The organism is Xenorhabdus sp. PB30.3, assembly GCF_963895965.1.
GTDB lineage: Bacteria > Pseudomonadota > Gammaproteobacteria > Enterobacterales > Enterobacteriaceae > Xenorhabdus > Xenorhabdus stockiae.
In genome coordinates, this window is the sequence record NZ_CAWQMW010000133.1 from 13,480 (window position 1) to 38,665 (window position 25,186).

The 25,186-nt window shown below is 46.0% G+C and carries 22 protein-coding genes, 1 pseudogene and 1 riboswitch; of the genes and pseudogenes, 14 read left to right on the forward strand and 9 right to left on the reverse strand.

Annotated features, from left to right (window positions below; translation table 11 throughout):
* Positions 1-29: 29 nt before the first annotated feature.
* The 4 genes and pseudogenes from AACX38_RS11750 (at position 30) to AACX38_RS11765 (ending at position 3,849) form a co-directional block, all read left to right on the forward strand.
* Positions 30-422: pseudogene (locus tag AACX38_RS11750) on the forward strand (bleomycin resistance protein).
* 138 nt (positions 423-560) lie between these two features.
* Complete coding sequence (locus AACX38_RS11755; protein WP_228863016.1) at positions 561-1,562, forward strand: hypothetical protein; 1,002 nt, start codon at positions 561-563, stop codon at positions 1,560-1,562.
* Positions 1,562-2,713, forward strand: coding sequence for a BamA/TamA family outer membrane protein (locus AACX38_RS11760; RefSeq protein WP_228862963.1), 1,152 nt, complete (start codon positions 1,562-1,564; stop codon positions 2,711-2,713). The genes AACX38_RS11755 and AACX38_RS11760 overlap by 1 nt, the downstream gene beginning before the upstream one ends.
* Positions 2,707-3,849 (forward strand): DUF4056 domain-containing protein, encoded by a 1,143-nt coding sequence (locus AACX38_RS11765; protein ID WP_228863017.1) that lies wholly within the window; start codon positions 2,707-2,709, stop codon positions 3,847-3,849. Before AACX38_RS11760 ends, AACX38_RS11765 begins: the two co-directional genes overlap by 7 nt.
* A gap of 105 nt (positions 3,850-3,954) precedes the next feature.
* On the opposite strand, the gene AACX38_RS11770 is transcribed toward AACX38_RS11765, so the two are convergent.
* From AACX38_RS11770 to plsY, 3 genes are read right to left on the reverse strand one after another with little or no spacing between them, the layout of a single operon-like run.
* On the reverse strand, positions 3,955-4,992 hold the full coding sequence (locus AACX38_RS11770) for a zinc-dependent alcohol dehydrogenase family protein (RefSeq protein ID WP_228862964.1): 1,038 nt from the start codon (positions 4,990-4,992) through the stop codon (positions 3,955-3,957).
* A gap of 36 nt (positions 4,993-5,028) precedes the next feature.
* Positions 5,029-5,616 carry a GrpB family protein gene (locus tag AACX38_RS11775; RefSeq protein WP_228862965.1) on the reverse strand — a complete coding sequence of 196 codons (588 nt, stop codon included), beginning with the start codon at positions 5,614-5,616 and terminating at the stop codon, positions 5,029-5,031.
* A 58-nt stretch (positions 5,617-5,674) separates the two neighbouring features.
* Positions 5,675-6,334: a glycerol-3-phosphate 1-O-acyltransferase PlsY gene (gene plsY, locus AACX38_RS11780; protein ID WP_099120097.1), complete on the reverse strand. Its 660-nt coding sequence runs from the start codon at positions 6,332-6,334 to the stop codon at positions 5,675-5,677.
* A gap of 115 nt (positions 6,335-6,449) precedes the next feature.
* Between plsY and folB the strand changes: the two genes are divergently transcribed.
* The gene (folB, locus tag AACX38_RS11785) at positions 6,450-6,803 is read left to right on the forward strand and encodes a bifunctional dihydroneopterin aldolase/7,8-dihydroneopterin epimerase (protein ID WP_228862966.1); all 354 of its coding nucleotides are present in this window, start codon (positions 6,450-6,452) and stop codon (positions 6,801-6,803) included.
* On the opposite strand, the gene AACX38_RS11790 is transcribed toward folB, so the two are convergent.
* Together AACX38_RS11790 and AACX38_RS11795 are read right to left on the reverse strand one after the other, a co-directional pair.
* Positions 6,800-7,966 carry a multifunctional CCA addition/repair protein gene (locus tag AACX38_RS11790; RefSeq protein ID WP_228862967.1) on the reverse strand — a complete coding sequence of 389 codons (1,167 nt, stop codon included), beginning with the start codon at positions 7,964-7,966 and terminating at the stop codon, positions 6,800-6,802. The two genes, folB and AACX38_RS11790, sit on opposite strands and share 4 nt — an antisense overlap.
* 88 nt (positions 7,967-8,054) lie before the next feature.
* Entirely contained in the window at positions 8,055-8,675 is a 621-nt protein-coding gene (locus AACX38_RS11795; RefSeq protein ID WP_228862968.1) for a TIGR04211 family SH3 domain-containing protein, read from the reverse strand.
* Positions 8,676-8,986: 311 nt separating this feature from the next.
* Here AACX38_RS11795 and AACX38_RS11800 point away from each other — a divergent pair, with 311 nt between their 5' ends.
* From AACX38_RS11800 to hldE, 3 genes are all read left to right on the forward strand, one after another.
* Entirely contained in the window at positions 8,987-9,946 is a 960-nt protein-coding gene (locus AACX38_RS11800) for a CYTH domain-containing protein (protein WP_228862969.1), read from the forward strand.
* Positions 9,947-9,962: 16 nt separating this feature from the next.
* Complete coding sequence (glnE, locus tag AACX38_RS11805; protein WP_255711907.1) at positions 9,963-12,836, forward strand: bifunctional [glutamate--ammonia ligase]-adenylyl-L-tyrosine phosphorylase/[glutamate--ammonia-ligase] adenylyltransferase; 2,874 nt, start codon at positions 9,963-9,965, stop codon at positions 12,834-12,836.
* Positions 12,837-12,923: 87 nt separating this feature from the next.
* Complete coding sequence (hldE, locus tag AACX38_RS11810) at positions 12,924-14,348, forward strand: bifunctional D-glycero-beta-D-manno-heptose-7-phosphate kinase/D-glycero-beta-D-manno-heptose 1-phosphate adenylyltransferase HldE (protein WP_228862970.1); 1,425 nt, start codon at positions 12,924-12,926, stop codon at positions 14,346-14,348.
* A 112-nt stretch (positions 14,349-14,460) separates the two neighbouring features.
* Here the strand turns inward: hldE and ubiK are convergent, their stop codons facing one another.
* The gene (ubiK, locus tag AACX38_RS11815) at positions 14,461-14,760 is read right to left on the reverse strand and encodes a ubiquinone biosynthesis accessory factor UbiK (RefSeq protein ID WP_228862971.1); all 300 of its coding nucleotides are present in this window, start codon (positions 14,758-14,760) and stop codon (positions 14,461-14,463) included.
* Positions 14,761-14,932: 172 nt separating this feature from the next.
* Positions 14,933-15,133: riboswitch (FMN riboswitch) on the forward strand.
* A gap of 119 nt (positions 15,134-15,252) precedes the next feature.
* Between ubiK and ribB the strand changes: the two genes are divergently transcribed.
* Together ribB and ygiD are read left to right on the forward strand one after the other, a co-directional pair.
* A complete protein-coding gene (gene ribB, locus AACX38_RS11820) occupies positions 15,253-15,906 on the forward strand; it encodes a 3,4-dihydroxy-2-butanone-4-phosphate synthase (protein WP_099120105.1) in 654 nt (217 codons plus the stop codon).
* A 331-nt stretch (positions 15,907-16,237) separates the two neighbouring features.
* The gene (gene ygiD / locus AACX38_RS11825; protein WP_228862972.1) at positions 16,238-17,014 is read left to right on the forward strand and encodes a 4,5-DOPA-extradiol-dioxygenase; all 777 of its coding nucleotides are present in this window, start codon (positions 16,238-16,240) and stop codon (positions 17,012-17,014) included.
* A 138-nt stretch (positions 17,015-17,152) separates the two neighbouring features.
* On the opposite strand, the gene AACX38_RS11830 is transcribed toward ygiD, so the two are convergent.
* The 3 genes from AACX38_RS11830 to tolC all read right to left on the reverse strand — a co-directional run bounded on the left by AACX38_RS11830 (position 17,153) and on the right by tolC (position 20,686).
* Entirely contained in the window at positions 17,153-18,313 is a 1,161-nt protein-coding gene (locus AACX38_RS11830; RefSeq protein ID WP_228862973.1) for a glutathionylspermidine synthase family protein, read from the reverse strand.
* A 23-nt stretch (positions 18,314-18,336) separates the two neighbouring features.
* Positions 18,337-19,017: a DUF1190 family protein gene (locus AACX38_RS11835; RefSeq protein ID WP_228857710.1), complete on the reverse strand. Its 681-nt coding sequence runs from the start codon at positions 19,015-19,017 to the stop codon at positions 18,337-18,339.
* 298 nt (positions 19,018-19,315) lie between these two features.
* Positions 19,316-20,686, reverse strand: a complete 1,371-nt coding sequence (gene tolC / locus AACX38_RS11840) for an outer membrane channel protein TolC (RefSeq protein ID WP_228862974.1) — start codon at positions 20,684-20,686, stop codon at positions 19,316-19,318.
* Between the two features lie 218 nt (positions 20,687-20,904).
* On the opposite strand from tolC, the gene nudF reads away from it, so the two are divergent.
* The 4 genes from nudF to parE all read left to right on the forward strand — a co-directional run bounded on the left by nudF (position 20,905) and on the right by parE (position 25,156).
* Positions 20,905-21,576 carry an ADP-ribose diphosphatase gene (gene nudF / locus AACX38_RS11845; RefSeq protein WP_228862975.1) on the forward strand — a complete coding sequence of 224 codons (672 nt, stop codon included), beginning with the start codon at positions 20,905-20,907 and terminating at the stop codon, positions 21,574-21,576.
* Positions 21,577-21,681: 105 nt separating this feature from the next.
* Positions 21,682-22,521, forward strand: coding sequence for a 3',5'-cyclic-AMP phosphodiesterase (cpdA, locus tag AACX38_RS11850; protein WP_228862976.1), 840 nt, complete (start codon positions 21,682-21,684; stop codon positions 22,519-22,521).
* A complete protein-coding gene (gene yqiA / locus AACX38_RS11855) occupies positions 22,521-23,129 on the forward strand; it encodes an esterase YqiA (protein ID WP_099108978.1) in 609 nt (202 codons plus the stop codon). The genes cpdA and yqiA overlap by 1 nt, the downstream gene beginning before the upstream one ends.
* Before the next feature lie 131 nt (positions 23,130-23,260).
* The gene (parE, locus tag AACX38_RS11860; RefSeq protein ID WP_099120112.1) at positions 23,261-25,156 is read left to right on the forward strand and encodes a DNA topoisomerase IV subunit B; all 1,896 of its coding nucleotides are present in this window, start codon (positions 23,261-23,263) and stop codon (positions 25,154-25,156) included.
* Positions 25,157-25,186 lie beyond the last annotated feature (30 nt).

Here is a 25,186-nt window from a genome sequence, read left to right on the forward strand (position 1 = left end):
CAACGACTAATATAACCTATTGGAACCGAATGGTTCCTGAACTGACGGTTACGGATTTTTCGCTTTCTCTTGACTTTTATCAGCGCATATTGGGTTTTAACGTATTGATAAGAAGGGAAGATCCCGATTTTGCTTATCTGAGTTTGGGGGAAGCACAACTCATGCTGGAAGCATTTCATGATAGTGGCTGGAATACCTGAGAGTTGAGTAAGCCACTGGGGCGTGGGATTAATCTCCAAATTGAAGTGGATAATGTTGCTTCTTTACTGGTTAGTCTGAAGGATAACGGTATTAAATTGTATCGTTCAGTAACAGATAATCATTATTGCATCGGCGAGACTTCGGTGTGTCAGCGCGAGTTTCTCGTGCAGGATCCTGATGGTTATTTGCTCCGATTTAGTCAGTTTATCGAGAGTACATGAAATAATTAGGATGAAAAACAATCAATTCAAAATGATTTATTTCATGTTAGTTATTCATTTTTAAGCATTTTAGGTTAACTGTAAGTGGCAGAGGTTATGCTAGTCTGCCGAGTCCTCCATTTTTCCTTTGAGTTTATTATGACCTTAACTAACTATAGCAAATTGTTAGCAACTGCATTCTGCCTTGTAACTTCATATAGTTATGCAGACAGTGAGCGCCCACTTTTTTCATTGACGATGACTGAGTCTGGTGTACAGCAAACTAATAGCGATGGTAGTTTATCCCATTCCGCTAAATCAGAGTCCCGTATTCTGCCGATTTGGGGGGATGAAGCCCGAGCCAAAGGCTATGATCTTCCTGAACCATTCGGGGTCAGTTATGGTTATATGAACCTGCGCCAGAATATTATTGTAGATAGTATTAAGTTTGAATTTTCGAATTCAGCGTTAAAGCCTTTGGAAAAAATCACTTCTATACAAACGGGTAATACTCGCCAAAAAAGCGAATCTCATACGCTTAAACTGGATACTTGGGTTTTACCGTTTTTAAATGTATATGGTGTATATGGAAAAACTAAAGGTACATCAAAAACCCTTTTAGAGAGCATCTCTTTAGGGGGACAGAACATATTAGATGATGGTTCTGTGCCTTTTGTACTGAACTTTAAGGGTAATACTTATGGTGCAGGTTTTACTCTGGCAGGGGGATATAATCAGTTCTTTGCTGTTTTAGATACTAATTATACCCGTACTAATTTGGATATTTTAGATGGAGAACTTGATGCAACTGTCGTAAGTCCTCGTATTGGCTATGAGTTTGTATTTAACCCGTTATTTGCTGGTCGGGGAAACACAAAAATCCAATTATGGACAGGAGCCATGTACCAGAATATAACCCAACGTTTTCAAGGTGATGTTCGTGGTCTCAATAATTTACCTTCTCAAATAGCGGGCTGGATTAGTTTGACCGATATGATGGGGGGAGGCGATATAAACTTCGACGTCAAACAACACCTTGCCCATAAATGGAATAGTACAGTTGGTGCCCGTTTTGAGGTCACCCGTAATTTTAATCTATTATCAGAAGTTGGTTTTGGTAACCGAAACAGCTTCTATATTTCCGGCGAGTTTCGTTTTTAATGTTGCGCTTTACGATTATCAAAAGGCTGGTGATGTCCAGCCTTCTTATTTTGACTACCTCATCTGCTCATGCAGATATCCTGCCTGACCGCAAAAAAATTGACAGCTGGCTCAGCGAATTAGGTGGAGATAATCAGTTCGACGCCAGCAAGAAAATTGACTGGGGTGTATTGCCAGGCCCTTTTTATACACCGGAAATGGGCGTAGGGCTTGGTGTGGCTGTGGTCGGGCTTTATCGCCCTGACAGCCACGACGATATTAGTCAGAATTCTTCTCTGGGGCTTAGTGGGTTTGGCTCATCCACCGGCGCTTTTGGCCTCAATTTCACCAATTATAACTTTCTTGCCAGTGACCAGTGGCGGTTATTTGTTTCTGGCACCCTCAATAACATACCTACTTATTATTGGGGAAAAGGTTACCGTGCGGGAAAGGATAACAGTAATAAACAAAGTTATCGTTCGCGTGAATTTGATATTCGTCCCCGAGTGCTTTACCGCGTTGCTGATGCCACTTATATGGGGCTAGGTGTAAATTTTTCCTCCGTCAATGCCGGTGATACTGATGCTCAGGCGAAAAAATATTTTGAACAGTCTGTTGGCGGAGCTTCGGTTATCAGTTCTGGTGTAAGTGCATACTTTAGTTATGATAGCCGGGATTTCCTGCCCAATCCGCAGTATGGTCAGGCGATTGAGCTGATTTACACCTATTTCTCTCCTGAATTAGGAGCAGACTATCGTTTCTCTACGACACAGTTACAGTTCTCGACTTATCACCAGCTATCTGAAAAAACGGTACTCGCTTTCGATAACTATGCGCGTTTTAGTGCCGGTGAAGTGCCGTGGAACCAGCTATCCCTGTTGGGGAATAGTCTGCGTATGCGAGGTTATTATGAAGGGCGTTACCGCGACAAAAATATTTTCACAACTCAATTGGAGCTGAGACATAAGCTGGACTGGCGTCACGGCGTTGTGGGCTGGGTTGGAATGGGAACGTTAAGTGATACTCCGTCAACGTTGGGAGAGCGACACTGGCTTCCTTCAATTGGCGTCGGTTATCGTTTTGAGTTTAAGCCACGTATGAATGTCAGGTTGGATTTTGGTATTGGAAAAGGCAGTACCGGGTTTTATTTTCAGGTTGGAGAAGCATTTTGAAGTATTTGGTCACACTACTGTTAAGCTTTCTGCTGACAGCCTGCCAAAACAAATCAGTACCGGTTACCACTGTCGAGCCAATGCTCAAAAGTACGACACATGAACAGGCAAAAACGGACTGGCTAGCCCTGCCTCCTGTTAAATCTCCTGAAGGTTTAAGGGCATGTTGTGCATTCGGTTATGATCTTAAAGTGAATACATTAGGATTTTCTGTACCTCTCTATCATATTGATAACATTGTTGAGGCAGATAAATTGGGAGAGCATCACTATAACGATAGCGTTCTTGGGGCAAGCGCGGCGTTATTGGGTGTCAGCAATGAAAAAATCGGCTTGCTGTATACCGAGAAAGGCGGATTCATTGATATTTCCCATGTCAGGGATACTGCGGACTATACGCTTTATCTTTTTAGCCAGATTTATGCTCACCTTGGTCAGGAATGGACACTGTCTTTGGATGATGAGCTTGCGGCACGTAAGATTCACTTTTTTGCATTTATCCCGCCTACAGATCCAGCAGAACGCTATACTCTGAGTGCGTATCTGGCTGCAAAGCTGGCATTTCAGTTAGCCGCCTGGCATGAGATTGCCCAATGGTACGGTTATCAGTCTATTCCCGGCTTTTCAGAGGCGATTTCGGCCTTTTCCCCGGAAGATCTCTACTCTAATTTATTGGGTGCGAGACTGGCTCTGACGCTTATTCTGCAAGGTCAGGCATCTTCTGTGAGTCACTTTTCTGCTGCGATTGCGAATATCCTGCCAATTGCCTTAAATGAGCTGGGCGCTTACGATAGATTAGGCACAAAGAGGATGTTTGATAAGGTTGATGGTTTATGGTGGAACAGTTACCAGCGTATTCCGCAAAAGTTTCTGGTATTGCGCAGGGATTATGAAACTCAGGATAATCGTTATCCATTAATGCCTTTCGGCAAGGAAAAATCTGCTTTACGCCTCTCGTTACCAAATTCCTATCAGCATTTTTCACTGGAGAAACTGGCTGAATTTCAGTTATGGCCAACAAAGAGCATGAAAAACTTACCTTCCCCGCAGCATTACTGGTCAGTAAAAGATTTTTCAATGTTGGCGGAAAATGCTGAAAAACAAGACAGGTATCAACAACAGTTGAATAGCAGATAGCTTTTTTGACACTCAGCTGTATCGTGTTTTACCTGCTGTTTTTCAGCGGGTTTCAGCATGTAGCAGGAAAAGTTGTCATCCCGCGACTTTTCCTGCTACATCAATTTATGCTGACAGGACGATTTTCAATGCTTTCTCTTTGGCGGCATTCCCAAATATGTCATAAGCGGTCTCTATTTCACTCAATGAATAATGGTGAGTGACCAATTTTTCCGGTGAAATCTTACCGGATTGAACGCTTTTCAACAGCATGGGAGTGCTGCTTGTATTGACCAGCCCAGTGGTGATGGTGATATTTTTGATCCAGAGATTTTCCAGATGTAAATCGACGGATTTGCCATGAACACCAACATTAGCAATGAACCCACCTGCGGCGATGATATCCTGACATATCTGGAAAGTCGCAGGGATCCCCACACACTCAATAGCAACGTCAACACCAATGCCATCAGTCAATTTGTGGATGGTTTCAACCACGTTTTGCCGTGTCGGGTTGATAATTGTGTTGGCACCAAACTGCTGAGCAACGCTGAGGCGATTATCATCGGTATCTATCATGATGATATGTGCCGGAGAGTAAAACTGGGATGCCAGTAGCGCAGACAGTCCGACCGGCCCTGCACCAATTAAGGCGATGGTATTGCCCGGCTGAACCCTGCCATTAATAACACCAATTTCAAGTCCGGTCGGCAGAATATCGCTGAGCATTAAGGCGGCTTCTTCATCAACACCTTCCGGCAGGCGATGAAGACTGTTATCAGCGTGGGGAATACGTACTTTTTCTGCCTGAGTACCATCGATTTTATGCCCCAGAATCCAGCCCCCATCTTTGCAGTGCGCATAAAGCTGGCGCTTACAATAGGGGCAACTACCACAGACGGTAATACAGGAGATGATAACTTTATCACCGACTTTGAGGTTACGGACAGAATCGCCTATTGACTCAACAATACCAATACCTTCATGGCCCAGTGTCCGGCCCTGCTCAACAGTAGGAACGTCTCCTTTGAGGATGTGCAGGTCTGTCCCACAAATGGTGGTTTTGACAATGCGAACAATAGCATCAGTGGGCTCAATGAGTTGGGGTGGCGCTTTCTCTTCCCAAAGTTTTTTTCCGGCTCCGTGATAAACAAGTGCTTTCATATAACCCCCTTCACAATGGTTTTACAATGTTAAGAACTACAGTAAGCCTTGGTGCTTGAATATCTTCATGTATATTTCATGCACAACCGCATGTTTTCTCTGATTGTAATCCATAACGTGAGTTACATTATCTGCTGCCTGAAGTTTAGCAGAGATATAGCGTTCCCGATCTTCAGGATGTTTTCTGAGCCAGTCGCGGAATAAAATATGGCGGATATGTTCAGGGCAGGCAGGGCCAAATACGTGGAGATTGGCTCTTGGTTTTGCCAGACGAAAACAGCGATGCTGATAAAAGCTGGGTTCACGTACGGTTAAGTAATAGCCTAGCTTTTCCAGTGCTGGCAAATACTTTTTTTCCTGTATGGGATCTTCCACAATAAGATCGATATCGATGATTGGTTTGGCGGCAAGATGGGGCACAGACGTTGAGCCAACATGCTCCAGCCGGAGGACTGTGCTGCCCAGTACAGATTTTATATCAGCAGAAAGTTGTTGCCACTGAGTGACCCATTCAGGATCATAATCCACGACCTCTATAACTTCTTCGATAGGTTTTCCATGCACCCACGGATTTTCATTGGGATCTGGTGGCGGGAAAAAAGTAATCTCTTTTGGAACAAACAATTTTGTCTCTCCATGCTATTTGGAAAGAGGGAATAGCCCCCTCGCGGGGACATTCGTGTTAATCGTCCTGTTGCTGCTGTTCCTTCTCTGCCTGAACTTTTTCTTTTTCAGTCATTTCTTTTTTCTTTTTCAGCTTATGCCAGATACGGCTTTCCTGTCCTCGCCAGAGACGCTGAATATTATCGTGATGGCGCATAAGTATCAGGCATGAAAGCATAGCGACGGGAAAGGTAAATTCAGGTTTAAACCACCAGACGTAGAAAGGTGCAACCAGCGCACCGATAATCGCGCCTAATGAGGAGTAACCGCTCAATAATACGGTCAGCAGCCAAGTGCCGGCAATTAACCCCATAAGATCCCAACCAATGGCAGCGATGGCACCGAATGCAGTGGCAACACCTTTACCGCCTTTGAAATGGAAGAAAACCGGGTAAATATGCCCTAAACAGGCTGCGATAGCGATAATGCCTAAATAAAAGGGTTGAATGTTGAGTTTATATGCCAGCCAGACAGGGATCATGCCTTTCAGTACATCGCAGATCAGTACTGCCAATGCGGCACCTTTTCCGCCGATACGCAGTACATTTGTTGCTCCCGGATTACCGGAACCATGCTGGCGAGGATCGGGTAATCCTGCCAGACGACAGATCAATATCGCGCTGGATATAGAGCCACATAGATACGCGAAGATGATCATACCAAGCGCGATAGCACTCATAAGATATCTCCAATGTCCAATGAATAAGGGTCGTTTTCTTTACTATAACAATGGATAATACGCACATTTAGTCGGAAGTGGTATCCGGTGAACTAAAAAACGGGGAAACAGCGTGATGGATATCGTATTTATTAAAGAATTAACTGTTATTACTACGATTGGCGTATATGACTGGGAACAGACGATTAAGCAAAAACTGGTGTTCGATATCGAAATGGGCTGGGACAATAAACGCGCAGCTTCCAGTGATAATGTTGAGCACTGTCTGGATTATTCTCAGGTTAGTGAAACGGTGATCCGGCATGTAGAAAACCAGCGATTTGCTCTCGTTGAACGAGTGGCGGAAGAAGTGGCGGATATTTTACTGAATCAGTTTCACTCGCCGTGGGTCAGAATTAAAGTCAGTAAGCCCGGCGCTGTGGCACAGGCAACCAGTGTGGGTGTCGTGATTGAACGTAAAGCCCGCTAGCGCTGGCTTTGTTCCCAGTCGGCGATGGCTAGCTGGCGTTGCCGTTCTAATTCTGTGCGAATCTCCGCTCCCTGAAAACCACGGACAATGATTTGCTGAACACTGACTTGAGCAGCAACAGTAAAAGCGCCGCGTAAATAGTTTTCAGAGGGATAGAGCGGTGTTTTCGAGCCGGTAGAGGCACAGATATCGGCTTTACTACAGATAATTAACTGCTCAAGGCGTTGCAGTTTTCGCCATACATCGATGGCATTGAACAGCGCCAGCACTTTTTCTGGCGGTAGTTGTTGAGCCGTATGTACCCAACCGGAATATTGAGCCACGATGCCGGTAAGATCCCGTACAGAATTAGGAATACGTAATCGTTCACACAACTGTTTAATCTGTTCACTTTCGATGTGAGTGCACAGTGAAGCAAACCGAATATCAATATCAGTGCTCAGATAAGTAGACATTTTCAGGACGTTCAGAGAATGAACGCCCATATTCAGACCAGTATCTGTGTGCTTGAGAGGAGCATCAAACAGGTTATTGAGTTCCGGAAAAAGAACAGCCAGAGCGCCACAATTGCGTAAAACCTGAAAATAAACCTGTGGGGATTGCGATGCGAGTGCTTTTTCCGTTTCCCGCCAGACTCGTTCAGGAGTTAGGGATGACAATTCACCACTCGCTGTCATTTCAGTGATCAGCGCCTGTGTTTCCGTTGCGATGGCAAAATCTAAATGAGCAAAACGGGCTGCAAAGCGGGCCAGACGTAATACTCGCAGCGGGTCTTCTGCAAATGCTGCTGAAACATGACGAAGGATACGCTTTTTCAGATCTTCAGTGCCCTGATACGGGTCGATCAATTCACCTTCGGCCGTTTGTGCGATGGCATTGATAGTCAGATCCCGACGCAAAAGATCTTCCTCTAGTGTGACATCAGGAGCGGCATAACAGGTAAATCCGGTATATCCCTGACCGGATTTTCGCTCTGTACGTGCCAGAGCATACTCTTCATGAGTCTGAGGATGCAGGAAGACGGGAAAATCTTTCCCGACCTGTTGATATCCCTGTGACAGGAGTTCTTCAGGGCTGCCGCCAACAACAACCCAGTCTCTTTCTGTAATCGGCAGATTCAACAGTTGATCACGAACGGCTCCGCCAACCAAGTAAACTTTCACGCTTGTGTCCTTTAAAGCTATATCCTTAAGACTATGTTCTTGAATCGATATTCCTGAACCCTGCATCCTTAAAACCGGCGTTTTAAAATCAGCTCATCCAGCGATCTTTGCGTTTCCGACGCGGAATGATATGCGGTAGAACAAGTCCCAACAGCAGGCCGATACCAGCGACAGCTCCGCCATACATGAACCACTGCAAAATGATTTCTCTTTGTTTATCATCGAGCTGTAGGTTAGCAATTTCTACTTTTTTCTCAGCGACAGTCAGCTTGTTATTGAGTTTGGTATTCTCGGCTTTTAAGTCATTGATGATTCTATCGCTGGCAGCGACTTTGTCCTGCATTTCAGCAGTACGTTCATTCCAGCTATTATCAATATTAGCCAATTGCTCAGTCAGCTTTTTAATTTTCTGTTCCATAGCGGGAATACGCTCGTGCACACTGGGAATAGCGCTGAGTTCACTGGATAAGATCCAGCTTGTACGCCCTTTGCTGTCCTTTATCTGCGAGTAGCCATTCTCTGATTTAGGATTCACCAGAATGACTTCTGAACCCGCATTCAATGAACCCGTAATGCGGTTCTGATTACTTGGGCCGCTACGAATGTAGGCTGATAGTTCATCGGAAACATAACGTTTTTCTTCAGCATGCACGGATAACGGAAGTGTAAAACCAAGTAATAAAATAAGTAATCGATGTAGTTTCTGCATTCTGTTGTCAACTGTTTTGGTGTATGTGATTAACGTGATTCAAGCTATCCAATTTTTCAAACTACTCAGGCTGATAGTAAAGAGTTAAGTTTGTGGGTGCAATCAGTAAACCAGAATGAATGTTCAATCAACTGACCGAATATCGATATTGTTAGGGTTTTTTTGATGGAGTAGCACAATCATTGTTGAGAGAACAGGCTATTGTGGTTTATTTTTCATATTCTGAAAAACTTCTCTGAAGAATTTCCCTGAAAAAACCGTGGTCAGGATGAAAAACGATCCGCGCAGTATGAACCGAGAGAGAGATAGATATGCGTTCTGTAGAAGTAGAGTTGAAACTGTCAGTAAAACCCGAAACGATATCGACAGTACGCGACCGATTATTCCAGCTTCCTAATCATTACACCTCACCACAACATTTGACCAATATTTACTTTGAAACACCGGATAACCAGCTGCGCCGCTGGGATATGGGGCTGCGTATTCGTGGTTTTGACCAACAGTATGAAATGACGATTAAAACAGCCGGGCGGGTTATTGGTGGTTTGCATCAGAGACCAGAATTCAACGTTCCTCTTCATCAGCCAAAACTGAATTTAGCCCTGTTTCCTGCTGATATCTGGCCTGAAAATACCGATATTACTCAATTGCAGGCTACATTGACGGATCTGTTCAGCACGGATTTTTCTCGTGAAAAATGGCTGGTGAACTATGGACAGAGTGAAATCGAAGTGGTTCTGGATAAGGGAGAAATTCGTGCCGGAGAGAAAACCTCGCCTATTTGTGAATTTGAACTGGAGCTGAAATCCGGGCAGGTGTCTGATGTGCTGTCATTAGCTGAGGAACTGGCGGTTCAGGGAGGATTACGACTGGCAAACAGTAGCAAAGCGGCACGGGGTTATGCGCTTGTCAGAGAAGTCTCGTCCATTAACTTGGCTGGTATGGAAGCGGAGATCTCTGAAATGCCGGAATGGCAGCAACCGTTATCTGTTCTTCTGACAGATATCCTGCAACAGTGGCAGGAACAAGAGGAAGGGTGGCTGGCAGGGACCAATGCAGGAAAAGCAGGCTTAGAGAAAGTTTTAAAACGGGCAGGGCTGGTGGTTGAAAAACAAGGCGGAACAGCTCCGGCACTGGGTTTATTGTCTGAATTAGAAGAGCGCCTTTCTAAGGCCGATGCAGAGACTGGTGCAGAGAACCTGTGTTACAACGCGAAATGGCTGCAATGTAAACTGGCTCTGACTCAGTGGTTGATGACCCAATTACCATAAACAATGGAACCTGACTATGCTGCCACTTTCATCCGTTTTAACTCATCAATTAAAGCATACGGTGATGCACTTTCAGCCATCATTCCGGCAATCAGAGGCAATCTCAGATAACTTTGCACCACATGAACAGGCGGTGTTGGCGATAAGTGACTTTGTAGCAGAAAATCTACTGACTCGTGCGGAATGGCTGGATGAGATCCGTCAGGATCCTCCGCAGCCTGATGAGTGGAAATACTATTCTACATGGCTGGCTGAATGGCTGAATCAGGCTTTATCTTCAGCCAATGACGAAAATACCCTCATGCGGGCTTTACGTCTTTTCCGCAACAGAATGTTGGTGAGAATTGCATGGTCACAGGCTCTGCATAGCAGTACAACAGAGCAGACATTGCAACAATTGAGTGTACTGGCGGAAACGCTGATTATTGCTGCCCGTGACTGGTTGTACCGTCATTGCTGTCAGAGTTGGGGAACGCCCACGGATCAGGCTGGTGTTGCACAGCCACTATTGATTCTCGGTATGGGTAAACTGGGTGGAGGAGAACTTAATTTCTCTTCTGACATTGATCTGATTTTTGCCTATCCGGAAAACGGTGTGACACGAGGTGGCCGCCGTGAAATGGATAATGCACAGTTTTTTACCCGGCTGGGGCAAAAACTGATCAAGGTATTAGATCAGCAGACGATCGATGGTTTTGTTTATCGTGTTGATATGCGATTACGCCCGTTTGGTGATAGCGGGCCGCTGGTATTCAGCTTCCCGGCACTGGAGGATTATTATCAGGAACAGGGGCGAGACTGGGAGCGTTATGCGTTAATCAAGGCGCGGATTCTGGGGCATGACGATCAGGCGTACTGTAACGAATTACGTCAGATGTTAAGGCCATTTATCTATCGCCGTTATATCGATTTCAGTGTGATCCAGTCGTTACGCAACATGAAGAATATGATTGAACGGGAAGTTCGTCGGCGTGGTTTAAAAGACAATATTAAATTGGGAGCTGGTGGAATTCGGGAAATTGAATTTATCACACAGGTATTTCAGTTGATCCGCGGAGGCAGAGAACCCATCCTGCAATCCCGTTCATTATTACGGGCACTGGAAGCCATCGAAACATTGGCATTATTAACTCAGGAGCAGGTCAGACAACTCAAAGAAAGTTACCTGTTCTTACGTCGGCTTGAGAATTTGCTGCAATCCATTCGTGATCAACAAACCCAGACGTTACCGGAAAGTGAGCTGGATCGTGCCCGTTTATGCTGGGGAATGGGATTTTCTGACTGGGATCACTTAATAGCAGAAACAGAAAAAAATATGCTGGTTGTGCGGGATATTTTTCAGCAGCTGATCGGTGATGAAACTGAGGGTAATGGGGAAGTCTCCGCTCATGTGCCGTTTAAGAGCCTATGGCTGGAGTATCTGAACAGAGACGAACTGATAGCACTTGTTCCTCATCTCAGTGAACCTGAAGCCCAAAAAATGCTCGAGACGATGGTGTCGCTACGTAACGATATCAGTAAGCGCACCATTGGCCCGCGGGGACGTGACGTGCTGGATCATCTGATGCCTCGTCTGCTGGCAAAGATTGTGGCAAGAGAAGACACCAATACCGTATTGGAGCGGGTTATCCCTTTATTGCTGAGTATTGTCAGCCGGACAACATATCTGGAGCTGATTCTGGAGTCAGAACAGGTGATGACCCACGTTATTCGTCTGTGTGCCGCTTCTCCGATGATTGCCTGCCAGCTTAGCCATCACCCTCTATTACTGGATGAATTACTCGATCCGACTTCATTGTATAAGCCATTACCGTTGGAGGCGTATCGGGATGAGCTGTATCAGTACTTATTGCGTATTCCCGAAGATGATGAAGAGCAGTTACTGGAAGCATTGAGGCAGTTCAAACAGGCGCAACTATTTCGGATAGCCGCAGAAGATATCGCGGGTGCCCTGTCGGTTATGAAAGTCAGCGATCATCTGACTTATCTGGCTGAAGCGATTATCGGCTCGGTGGTGCATCTGGCGTGGAACCAGATGGTAAAACGTTTCGGCACACCAACTCATTTATCGCAACGTCAGGGGCTTGGTTTTGCCATTCTGGGTTATGGCAAATTAGGTGGATGGGAACTGGGTTATGGTTCTGATTTGGATCTGGTGTTTTTACTGGATTGCCCGATTGGGGTAATGACTGATGGCGATCGTTCCATTGATGCCCGCCAGTTCTATTTGCGTCTGGCCCAGCGGATCCTTCATTTATTCAGTACCCGAACAGCTTCAGGGGTGTTGTATGAAGTGGATGCCCGACTGCGTCCGTCCGGCGAATCAGGCATGTTGGTCAGTACTCTTGAAGCCTTTGATGAATATCAGAAAAAAGAGGCATGGACGTGGGAGCATCAGGCGTTGATTCGTGCCCGGATGGTATTTGGTGATGAAAAAATGCGGAGCGATTTTGAGCGTATTCGCGGTGAAACGCTATGTATGCCACGGGAGCCTGAACTGTTGCGCCAGCAAGTACGTGAAATGCGCGAAAAAATGTATCGGCATCTGGGAAGCCATCAACATGGTCAGTTTGATATTAAAGCTGATCCCGGAGGGATCACAGACATTGAATTTATCGCCCAATATCAGGTACTGCGTTACGCTCCTGAAAACGCCAAACTGACCCGCTGGTCTGATAATGTCCGCATTTTTGAGTTAATGGCTGAATACAATATTATGGACGAGGAGGAAGCAAGTGCACTGACACAGGCTTATATTACTCTGCGTAATGAACTGCACCAGCTTGCTTTACAGGCACTATCCAGCCATGTGCCTGCTGAACGGTTCATCCAACAGAAAGCACTCGTACACAATAGCTGGCAGAAATGGCTTGGAGATAAAGCACAGTGAGTCTGGCTTTTTCTGAGGGTTCTTTCTGGCATTCTGGCTGGTTATGGTAATATCCGCCACAATTTATTCTGATATTTGGAGCATGGGATGAACGTAGCACTCCCTGATTTTCACCGTGCAGGTGTTTTGGTTGTTGGCGATGTCATGTTAGATCGCTATTGGTACGGCCCAACCAGCCGCATTTCACCGGAAGCGCCGGTTCCTGTTGTTAAAGTTGACACCATCGAAGAACGTCCGGGCGGAGCAGCTAACGTTGCTATGAATATTGCATCATTGGGCGCTAATTCACATTTAATCGGGTTAACGGGTATTGATGATGCAGCCCGTGCATTAAGCGAAAAACTGAGCAGCGTGAAAGTCCGGTGTGACTTTGTTTCCGTTTCAACCCATCCGACTATTACGAAATTACGTATTCTTTCCCGTAATCAGCAACTGATCCGTCTGGATTTCGAAGAAGGCTTCCAGAACGTAGATGCTCAGCCAATGCTGGAGAAAATTCAGCAAGCTCTGCCAAATATCGGTGCACTGGTATTGTCCGATTACGCTAAAGGCGCGCTGAGTCAGGTTCAGGCAATGATTAAGCTGGCAAATGATGCTGGTGTCCCAGTTCTGATTGACCCTAAAGGCCACGACTTTGAGCGTTATCGTGGCGCAACCCTGCTGACTCCGAATATGTCAGAATTTGAAGCTGTGGTTGGTCATTGTAAAGATGATGATGAACTGGTGCGCAAAGGTACGCAGCTGGTACAGGATCTGGAACTGAAAGCGCTGTTAATCACCCGTTCAGAGCGTGGCATGAGTCTGCTGCGTGTCGGGCAGCCTCCTTTACATCTGCCAACGCAGGCGCAGGAAGTTTTTGATGTAACGGGCGCCGGTGACACGGTAATTGGTGTTCTGGCAACGGCAATTGCAGCTGGTAAGCCACTGGCTGAAGCCTGTTATCTGGCTAATGCGGCTGCGGGAGTGGTAGTCGGTAAACTGGGTACCTCCACTGTTTCCCCGGTGGAGTTGGAAAATGCTGTGCGTGGACGTGCAGAAACAGGCTTTGGTGTGATGAATGAATCACGCCTGAAAGAAGTCGTTGAACAGGCGCGTCAGCGCGGTGAACGCATCGTGATGACGAACGGCTGTTTCGATATTCTCCATGCGGGGCATGTTTCTTATTTATCCAATGCCCGTAAACTGGGCGATCGCCTAATTGTGGCAGTTAACAGTGATGCCTCAACCAGACGCCTGAAAGGTGAAACGCGACCTGTTAATCCGCTGGAACAACGAATGATTGTACTGTCTGCACTGGAGTCAGTGGACTGGGTTGTTGCATTTGAAGAAGATACACCGCAGCGCCTGATTGCTGGTATTTTGCCTGATATTCTGGTCAAGGGCGGGGATTATAAGCCTGAAGAGATCGCTGGCAGTGAGGAAGTCTGGGCCGCTGGTGGTGAAGTGCAGGTGCTGAATTTTGAAGACGGTATCTCAACGACCAATATTATTAAGGCGATAAAAAGTCAGTAATTTTATCTGAGCCATAATGCCGTTATGTTTTTTTCGTAATTTCACGGGTGACATCAACGGCATAGCCTAAATGATTGGGAGAATTGTATTTTGTTGCAATTCTCCTTATGTATTAATCAGCTTTCTTTTCGCCATGACTCTCTTCGGCATCAACCGCTGTTTTTGGGGCTTCGAAACGAGCTTCCAGTTCGTTCAGGCGCTGTTCCATACTGATCAGTTTTTCACGGGTACGCAGTAAAACCTGAGTCTGAACATCAAATTCCTCACGGTTGACGAGATCCAGCTTACTCAACTGAGATTGCAATACCGTGCGCAATTTTTTCTCTATATCATCACCAAACTCTTTTACACCTTTCGGCATCGCATTGTGGATTTGGCGGGCAATTTGTTCAATTTTTTTCGGATCGAGCATAATGGGTATCCTTTTACTGACAGCGTCAGTTCAATCACCGGGCTGTTATTAATAAAAATAATGTTGTCGCTATTTTAATACCTGCTGGCGAAAGCACAAATGATTGAGAGACAGGTTTTATATTTGGTTTTTACTAATTGCCCTGATGAAGCATTAACGTTATAGTCGAATGGCTTATCTCAGGGCAGGGTGAAAGTCCCTACCGGCGGTAAAATGAAATTATCTTCTGGTGATTTCATGAAGCCCGCGAGCGCTCTATTTGTTGTTATCTCGTTGTTGTTAAAAATACAACCAATCGGGATATAAATAGAGGTCAGCAGATCCAGTGTGACTCTGGAGCCGACGGTTATAGTCCGGATGGGAGAGAATAACAGCATCAATCGGGCGCTTGCGCTCGTCTGTTGTTTTTTTTGCTTCATTTTTAAGCAATATCAACTCCTCAAAATCGCCCTGATTCTGGTAACCCATATACTTAAAAGAGGTTTTTTTACCATGAATCAGACGCTACTTTCTTCCTATGGCACTCCATTCCAACGTGTTGAACGCGCGATCGCGGCTTTACGTGCTGGCGGTGGGGTAATGGTACTGGATGATGAAAATCGTGAAAATGAAGGTGATATGATTTTCGCCGCCGAAACCATGACTGTGGAACAAATGGCATTAACCATTCGTCATGGCAGCGGAATTGTATGTCTCTGCATGACAGATGAGCGCCGTCGGCAATTACAGTTGCCTATGATGGTGGAAAACAATTCAAGCCAGTATCAGACGGCTTTTACTATTACGATTGAAGCTGCACAGGGAGTGACAACAGGCGTATCTGCCGCAGATCGTATTACAACCATTCGTGCGGCTATTGTAGATGGCGCGCAGCCGGATGATCTGAATCGTCCGGGTCATGTTTTTCCTCTGCGGGCGCAGAACGGGGGGGTTTTAACCCGCCGTGGTCATACAGAAGCAACGATTGATTTGGTCAAACTTGCAGGCTTCAAACCAGCAGGTGTGTTGTGTGAGCTGACGAATGATGATGGCTCCATGGCCAGAGCACCTGAGGTGATTGAATTTGCTCAACAGCACGATATGCCAGTGGTCACAATTGAAGATTTGGTTGAGTATCGCATTAAAATGGAAAAAGCTGTTGGCTGATTCAGTTCGGTGGTTTTCTTCTACTGATATCGTCCTCCATTAGCATGGAATATCTCATGGTTCTCAATTTGTAGCTGATAAAACTACATTCCGAGTCATGATGGGTAAAAAAAGTTCGGAATAAAAGGCCGAACAGGATAGAATATATCAGTTCTTATCGCATGTACGCTTATAAGGCCGCAGTCCACACCCTGTGGCCTTTCAGTATTTTTAAAGTACCCCATCATTTTTTGATTGGTCATATTCAGGGAAGAAACATCATAATCTTGCCATAATTTTTTTGTCGCTATCCATAATCCACCATGTTTGATTTGCTGTATGAGGGACGAGAATGAGTCTCCTGAGAATGCCCGCCTTGTTCATTGGTCACGGTAGTCCAATGAATGCCATTGAAGATAATTGTTATTCACGAGCCTGGTTTGAATTAGGGCAAAAACTCCCCAGACCAAGAGCCATTCTGGTAATTTCTGCGCATTGGTATATAGATGGTACTGCTGTGACGGCAATGTCTCAGCCCAGAACTATCCACGATTTTGGTAATTTTCCCCGTGAATTGCATGAAAAACAGTATCCAGCGAGAGGTTTTCCTGAACTGGCTGTTTTGGTACAGGATATTCTTGAGCCGATTGAGGTCGAAACTGATTTTGACGAATGGGGATTGGATCATGGCTCCTGGGGAATATTAGCTAAAATGTACCCTGATGCGGATATTCCGGTGGTCCAGCTGAGCATAGATCGTAATCAGTCGACCGCTTTCTATTATGATATAGGGAGAAAACTATCTATGTTACGGGATGAAGGCGTTATGATCATCGGCAGCGGGAATGTCGTGCATAACCTGCCAGCCGAAGAGCTGGGTGCAGAACCTTACCCGTGGGCACTTTCTTTTGAGCAGTTTGTCCGTGAAAACCTGGCTAGCATTGAAGAGCCACACCCGTTACTTCAGGCTTTGGACAGGGAAGATGGTAAATTATCCCACCCGACACCTGAACACTTTATGCCACTTTTCTATGTACTGGGAACATGGGATAAAGAAGAGCCAATTTCAACGCCAGTTGAAGGGATTGAAGATGGCTCCTTAAGTATGCTGACAATCCAATTAGGGTAATAAATACCCTTCACCTTTCGAACGGGCACTTTATTGGCTACGCTTGCCCACCCCAGTCACATAGTTATCTATGTTCCTGGGGGTTTACTACCTGTTCGCTAATGCCATGTAATTCAACATCGATTAGATATGACTGAATTAATCCAGAATGATATGCGGATAGAAGCGGGACAGATCCTGTGTGATTAATTCCCGGTCTTCGCGGATACAGATACCCGCAGCCTGATCGTTCACTAACCAGCTTCCTACCAGCGCATGGTTATCGCCGAATTTAGGCAGGGCATGGAACTGCTGAACAATCATGCCTTCTTCACCATAAGGGCCATCTGCACTGGCTATTTCCCGGCCATTCTCGATAATACGGATATTGGCCCCTTCACGTGAAAATAAAGGCTTAATCACGTAGCTGTCCATGTCTGCAGGACGTTCATCAGCAAAATAAGCAGGCAACAAATTAGGATGATTCGGGAACATTTTCCATAGCATCGGCAATAATGCTTTGTTGGAAATAATACTCTTCCATGCTGGTTCAAGCCAACGGACTCCAGCATCAGCCAGTTTGGTCGAGAATATTTCACGCAGCATGAATTCCCACGGATACAGCTTAAACAGATTACCGATCACCTGATCCTGTAAATCTGTAAATTGCCCCTTTTCACCCAGACCGATATCTTCAATAAACAGGAATTCTGTCGGAATACCGGCTTCTGAAGCACAATCCTGCAAATACTGGATTGTGCCACGGTCTTCTTCACTATCCTGACAACATGCCATATGCAGCAGGCCAAACCCGTGTTTTTCGCGTAACAGCGCAAAACGTTCGATCAGCTTTTCCTGTAGGCTGTTGAATTGGTCTGCATTCGACGGCAGATTACCGGCATTGACCTGATCTTCCAGCCAGATCCACTGGAAGAATGCCGACTCATACAGGGATGTCGGGGTATCGGCATTATTTTCCAGCAGTTTTGGTGGATTCTGACCATCGTAGGCGAAATCCAGACGGGAATAGAGTGAAGGCTGGCTGGTTACCCATGAAGAGCGAACAAACTCCCAGCAATGCTTAGGGATCTGGAATTTTGTCAGCAGTTCTTCACTATTGATGACTTTTTCTACAACCTGCAAACACATCTGATGCAGCTCTGCGGTAGCATCTTCAATTTCTTCAATCTGACCCAGACTGAACTGATAGTAGGCTTCTTCACTCCAGTAAGGCTGGTCATACATGGTATGGAAATTGAAGCCATATTCTGTTGCTTTTTCGCGCCAGTCCGGGCGCTCAGTAATACTAATGCGTTTCATCTTTACTTAATACTCACTTTGACTTAGCCGCCCATTGAACGGGAAGAACTGGAACTTGAGCCAGCAGATGAACGCTGCATACTGGATTGTTTTGCCACCGAATCACCGAACCCGCCACGCGTAATTGTCGTTGTGGTTGCCGGTTTTGGTGCCATTGCGGTTTTTGGTACAGACATGCTACGACCGCCAGCGGTAGCCGGGCCATAACTTTTACCTGTAGCGTCAACAAATTTACCATTAGCCGGGCTGCTGGCTGATTTTGATGAGAACAGCGGTTGCGAAGGCGCAGACCTGTTACCCATCAGGTGCCCCATCATATAACCCGCCATCAAAGGCATCCAGAAGCTTCCGCTACTGCTTTGTGCCTGTGCCTGAGTGCCGACACCTGCCTGTGCAGGAGCCTGAGTACACTGCTGTTCACCAAATTCCGCCACGCAGTCTTCACGGGTCGCATATTTTGGTGCGGTTTTCTCTGCTTCTTTCAGGGCGTTGTTATAAGCAATGGTACATTGTTCACTTTGAGAAGGATTTGCCTTGGAACACTCATCGGCATTGGTGTAAAGCGATACCGTTTCATCGTTCTGTTCACAGGCAGAAAGCATGAAAACAGCACTGACAGCGAGTGCCACAGGTGCCAGACGATATTGTTTCCACGCTTTGCGGAAACTATCGCGGTTAATCTCTTTTGTCCGTTTCATTGTCATAGGGAGCATCCATCTTAAAGGTATCAGGTTAGATTAAGAGCTAATCCCACCAGTAATTCACAATGGGATGGCTTATACCCGTCGTCTTTCAAATGGCCTCTTTGTTGGCTGCACTCGCTCACCCCAGTCACATAGTTATCTATGCTCAGGGGACTTGCTCTTTTGCCGCTGCGATGCAACTCGAAATCCATAGGGTATATTAGGCTCTATTAAAAATAGCCCACACAACGGCGGGCTGTTTATTGAGTATAGCGCGTTTAATATAACGTTTTTTAATCTAAAACGATAGCGCGTTAATTCAGCGAATTGATGGTGTTTTCATCTCTTTAATAATATTGCTGGCAGAGGTTGAAACCTGTGTTCCCAGTATATTATTCAGTGCCGCCAGATCGTCTTCGTTCAAAGTACCACGGGATTGCTGATTAACCAGTAGACTTATCAGGTACTTATATCGTGCCTGCGAAAGATTCTTTTTGGCCTGATACAGTTTGGTGGTTGAGTCCAGCACGTCAACGATAGTACGGGTTCCTACCTGATAACCGGCTTCCATTGAGTGCAGCGAGCTTTCTGCGGAAAGCACGGCTTGTTTGTTCGCTTCAATACTACTGATAGAAGCTGCAATATCATTGGAGGAAGAACGAACATCCTGAATAACCTTGCGGTAAGTATTTTCCAAATCCTGACTGCTGGAGAGGAAATCATATTTAGCCTGTTCTACCTGAGAGCTGGTCGCTCCGCCGCTGTAAAGTGGCAGGCTGAATGAGACACTAACAGAATTGTTGCCTCTATACTGGTTGTTACTTTCACCGGGATTGCCATGACGCGTGTGATCATTCTCAACTCCTGTACTGGCTGACAACCCGAGAGTTGGCATATAACCAGTCTGAGCATCTTTGATCTGCTCACGTTTCAAATCTTGCATCAAGCGTGCAGATAACAGGTTGAGATTGCGGGTTTCGGCTTCTTTCAGCAAGTCTTCAGCTGGTTTTGGCTTACTTGTCTTGAAGTGGTCAATGTTCAATGAAGCCAGCTGTGGGTAATAAACACCGGTAATCAGGCGCAATTTTTCCAGTGAGTTATCCAGCTCATTACGGTCATAAACTTCCTGTGCCAGAATAGAATCATACTGGGCCCGGGCGTTCTGGACGTCAGTAATCGCGGCCAGCCCCACATTGAAGCGCTGGGTTGTCTGATCCAGTTGCCGGTAGAGTGAGGATTTCTGAGCTTCGCTATAGGTCAGAGCATCAATTTTGCTCAGGACATCAAAATAAGCATTGGCGGTATCCAGAATTAATTTCTGCTGGGCTGCCTGATAGCTGATATCGGCAATCCCTGCTTTCTTTTCTGCCTGATTCAGCTTACTCCAGAAGGACATATCAAAAATGCTCTGTTTCAGCGATAAAGCTGCGTTGGTACCATGAGTTTCCCGTTTACCGTTGCGAAAAGCTTTAGTATAGCTGGCTCCCGCATTCAGGCTTAATTGAGGTAACAAAGGGCTGCGGGCTACATCAATCCCTTCAAAAACCGAATTGCGATCAGCCAGCGCCTTAAGCAACTCAGGGTTAGTTTCTTTCGCCTGTTTATAAATTTGTAACAGGTCTTCTGCGTAGCCTGAAGTACTGAAACCTACCAGATTCATAGCGATAAAAAGAGATAGCAATTTTTTCATTTGCGTTCCTTGTTGTGCAGCTATTTTGCTTAAGTTGCCTCTGCATAAAAACAATATCACAGATTCTAGCAGAGAATACTTGCAGTATAAGGTGGCTGTTTGTGCCATATTGCCTTATTTTCTAGTGTGTTTGTATCTTCAAAATCAATTTACTTAGAACAATGTGAAAAAATACATTTTAATAGTAGAGAATTAAAAGATAACAAACAGGAGCTTTTATGCGCGAAGATCTTACCTCACCGCTTATTTCTACAAAATCGATAGATTCAGAAAAACCATTTACGTTTTCGAAACAAGATGTTGAAGTTATTTCCCGAAAAACACTCTATCACGGTTTTTTCAAAATGACGGAGTATCAATTCAGGCACCGTCTGTTTCGTGGAGGATGGAGCGGGAATATTAAGCGTGAAGTATTTGAACGGGGCCATGCCGGCGTTTTGTTGCCTTATGATCCGGTGCGTGATGAAGTTGTCCTGATTGAACAGATCCGCATTCCGGCGATAGAAACCAGCCAGACACCGTGGTTGCTGGAAGTGATTGCCGGCATGATTGAAGAAGGGGAAGATGTTGAGCAGGTTGTCCGCCGTGAAGCGATAGAAGAAGCGGGGATTGAAGTTAAACGTTGTCAGCCGGCATTGAGTTACCTTGCAAGCCCCGGAGGAACAACAGAGCGCATGAGTATTTTTGTAGGAGAAGTCAACTCTTCTACTGCCTCAGGTATTCATGGTCTGGAAGGGGAAAATGAAGATATCCGGGTACTGGTTGTCAGCAGAAAGCAGGCTTATCAATGGGTTGAAGAGGGAATTATTGATAATGCGGCTTCCGTTATTGCAATACAGTGGCTGGCATTGCACCATGAAAAACTGAAAAAAGAGTGGCTGGAAATATAAGCTGCAATTTGTGTTGGGAAACGTGAAGTGTGCCCCAGTCAGCAGATCTTATGTATAAAGACACGTTAGAATGACCCTCTATGACCGACAGGAAAAGGAAACCATTTGGAAAGCCTGCTTGAAATACCTGTGGCGAAAGGCGCCACAGCAAGAATATTGCAAATCACTGACATGCACCTTTTTGCCAATAAAGGTGGCTCACTGCTGGGTATCAATACCTACCGCAGTTATCATGCTGTGTTGGATGCGATCCTTGAGCAGAATATTGATATTGATTTGGTCGTTGCGACCGGCGATTTAGTTCAGGATCAGACTCCCGGTGCCTATCAGAATTTTGTTGAAGGCATTGCCCGTTTGCCCGCCCCTTGTGTCTGGTTACCCGGTAATCACGATTATCAGCCTGCTATGGTTGATGTACTGGCAGCGGCAGGGATTTCACCTTCCAAGCAAATATTTATTGGCCAGCACTGGCAGCTTATCATGCTGGATAGTCAGGTTCAGGGTGTTCCCCACGGCGAATTAACGGAATACCAGCTGGAATGGATGAGTAAATGTCTGGATGAACACAGTGATCGTCAGGCGATTATCATGCTTCATCATCATCCTGTACCATCAGGCTGTACATGGCTGGATCAGCACAGTCTGCGCAATGCTCCTGCACTGGCAGAATGCCTGAAGGGTAAATCGCAGGTGAAAACAATACTGTGCGGGCACATCCACCAAGAGCTGGATGTAATGTGGAATGGTATTCGTGTGATAGCAACACCATCAACCTGTGTGCAATTTAAGCCACATTGTACTAATTTTATGCTTGATACAGTGGCTCCGGGTTGGCGTTACCTTGAATTGCCTGTGACTGGTGGCGGAGAAGCAGAACTGCAAACGCAGCTTTATAGGCTCAAGAGTAATGAATTCTGCCCGGATTTAGATTCGGACGGGTATTAATGTCAACGTTACTTTACCTACATGGTTTTAACAGTTCATCCCAATCAGCAAAAGCAACTGCGCTGAAGACATGGTTGCACCAGCAGCACCCCGAAATAGAGATGCTGGTGCCACAATTGCCTCCTTATCCCGAAGATACGGCAGCCTTACTGGAAGAAATAGTGATGAGCCGCTCAGGGGAACATATCGGTTTGGTTGGTTCCTCATTAGGAGGTTATCTGGCCATCTGGCTTTCACAATGCTTTGGCCTGCCAGCCGTAGTCGTCAATCCTGCGGTTCGTCCATTCGATCTTCTTCAGGATTATCTTGGGGAAAACGTGAATCCTTATACCGAAGAGCGGTATACTCTTGAAGAAAGCCACATTCATGACCTCAAAGTAATGCATATTGACCCGCTGGAATCACCGGATCTTATCTGGTTATTGCAGCAAACCGGGGACGAAGTGCTGGACTACCGTCAGGCGGTTGCCTACCTGATGCAGTGCAGACAAACCGTCGAATCTGGTGGAAATCATGCATTTATTGGTTTCGAATACTATTTTCCTCAAATCATTGACTTCTTGGGGCTAGCCAGCGGCAATAGTAAAAAAATTGCCAAAAATAGGTAAGCGACTGGTATTATCAACAGTATCTATCCAATGGATTCCGGGTTAACGCCGTTCTGATGGCGTTCCGGAATACGTAGGGTAATCAATACTGATTGGCCCTTTAATCATGAAGCAACCGACAGAATTACAACATGACTCAATCTAGTTATAACGCAGAGGCCATTGAAGTCCTCAGTGGCCTGGAGCCAGTTCGTCGCCGCCCAGGAATGTATACCGACACCGCCCGCCCGAACCATCTGGCACAGGAAGTGATCGATAATAGTGTGGACGAAGCGCTAGCTGGTCACGCGAAGCATATTCAAGTGATTCTCCACAGCGATCAGTCTCTGGAAGTGATAGATGATGGCCGTGGTATGCCGGTTGATATCCATCCTGAAGAAAAAGTATCAGCAGTTGAATTGATCCTGACCCGCCTGCATGCGGGTGGTAAATTTTCCAATAAAAACTACCAGTTCTCCGGAGGCTTGCACGGGGTTGGTATTTCGGTCGTTAATGCCCTGTCCAAACGGGTCGAAGTAACTGTTCGTCGCGATAGTCAGGTTCATCAGATCGCCTTCGAAAATGGCGATAAAGTACAGGAACTGGCTGTTATAGGCAGTTGCGGAAAACGTAACACCGGAACCAGTGTGCATTTCTGGCCGGATGAAAGCTATTTCGATATCCCCCGTTTTTCGACCTCACGTCTGGCCCATTTGCTGAAAGCAAAAGCGGTTCTGTGCCCCGGCGTTGAAATTATCTTTAAGGATAAACTGGCCGGAACCGAGCAAAAATGGTGTTATGCCGACGGGCTGACTGACTATTTGCTGGAAGCGGTTAATGGGCTGGTGACATTACCTCAGGCCCCGTTTGTCGGTGCCCTCAGTGGCGAAACTGAAGCAGTGGACTGGGCGCTGCTCTGGCTGCCTGAAGGCGGTGAATTACTGGCGGAAAGCTATGTTAACCTGATCCCGACGATACAGGGCGGTACCCACGTCAATGGTTTGCGTCAGGGGTTGCTGGATGCAATGCGTGAGTTCTGTGAATTCCGCAACATTTTGCCTCGTGGCGTCAAACTTTCTGCTGACGATATCTGGGATCGCTGTGCTTATGTATTATCCCTCAAAATGCAGGATCCACAATTTGCCGGGCAGACTAAAGAACGTCTGTCATCGCGCCAGTCTGCGGCTTTCGTTTCCGGTGTTGTCAAAGATGCATTCAGCCTGTGGCTGAATCAGCATATTCAGGAAGCAGAGCAATTGGCTGAAATGGCTATTGCCAGCGCCCAGCGCCGCATGCGCGCGGCCAAGAAAGTGGTACGTAAGAAGCTGACCAACGGCCCGGCATTACCGGGGAAACTGGCTGATTGTACCTCGCAGGATCTGAATGTTACTGAACTGTTTCTGGTGGAAGGGGATTCTGCGGGTGGTTCTGCCAAACAGGCCCGTGACCGCGAATTTCAGGCCATTATGCCTCTGCGCGGTAAGATACTGAATACATGGGAAGTCTCTTCAGATGAGGTATTGGCTTCGCAGGAAGTACATGATATTTCGGTCGCAATCGGTATCGATCCTGACAGTGAAGATCTCAGCCAGCTGCGTTACGGTAAAATCTGTATTCTGGCCGATGCGGATTCTGATGGTCTGCACATTGCAACGTTGCTGTGCGCCTTGTTTGTCCGCCATTTCCCGACGCTGGTCAAACGTGGTCACGTTTATATGGCGATGCCACCACTGTATCGCATTGACCTTGGTAAAGAAGTTCACTATGCACTGGATGAAGGTGAAAAGAGTGCGGTACTTGACCGTCTGAGCCGTAAGCGTGGTAAGCCAAATGTTCAGCGCTTCAAAGGGTTGGGTGAAATGAACCCGATGCAGTTGCGTGAAACTACGCTAGACCCCAATACTCGCCGTCTGGTGCAATTGACTATCAATGATGAAAATTATCAGGAAACCCTTTCCGTTATGGATATGCTTCTGGCGAAGAAACGCTCGGAAGACCGCCGTAACTGGCTGCAAGAAAAGGGTGATTCCATTGATATTGAAGTATAGCAATTGAATTGAAATTTAAACCCGGTAGAT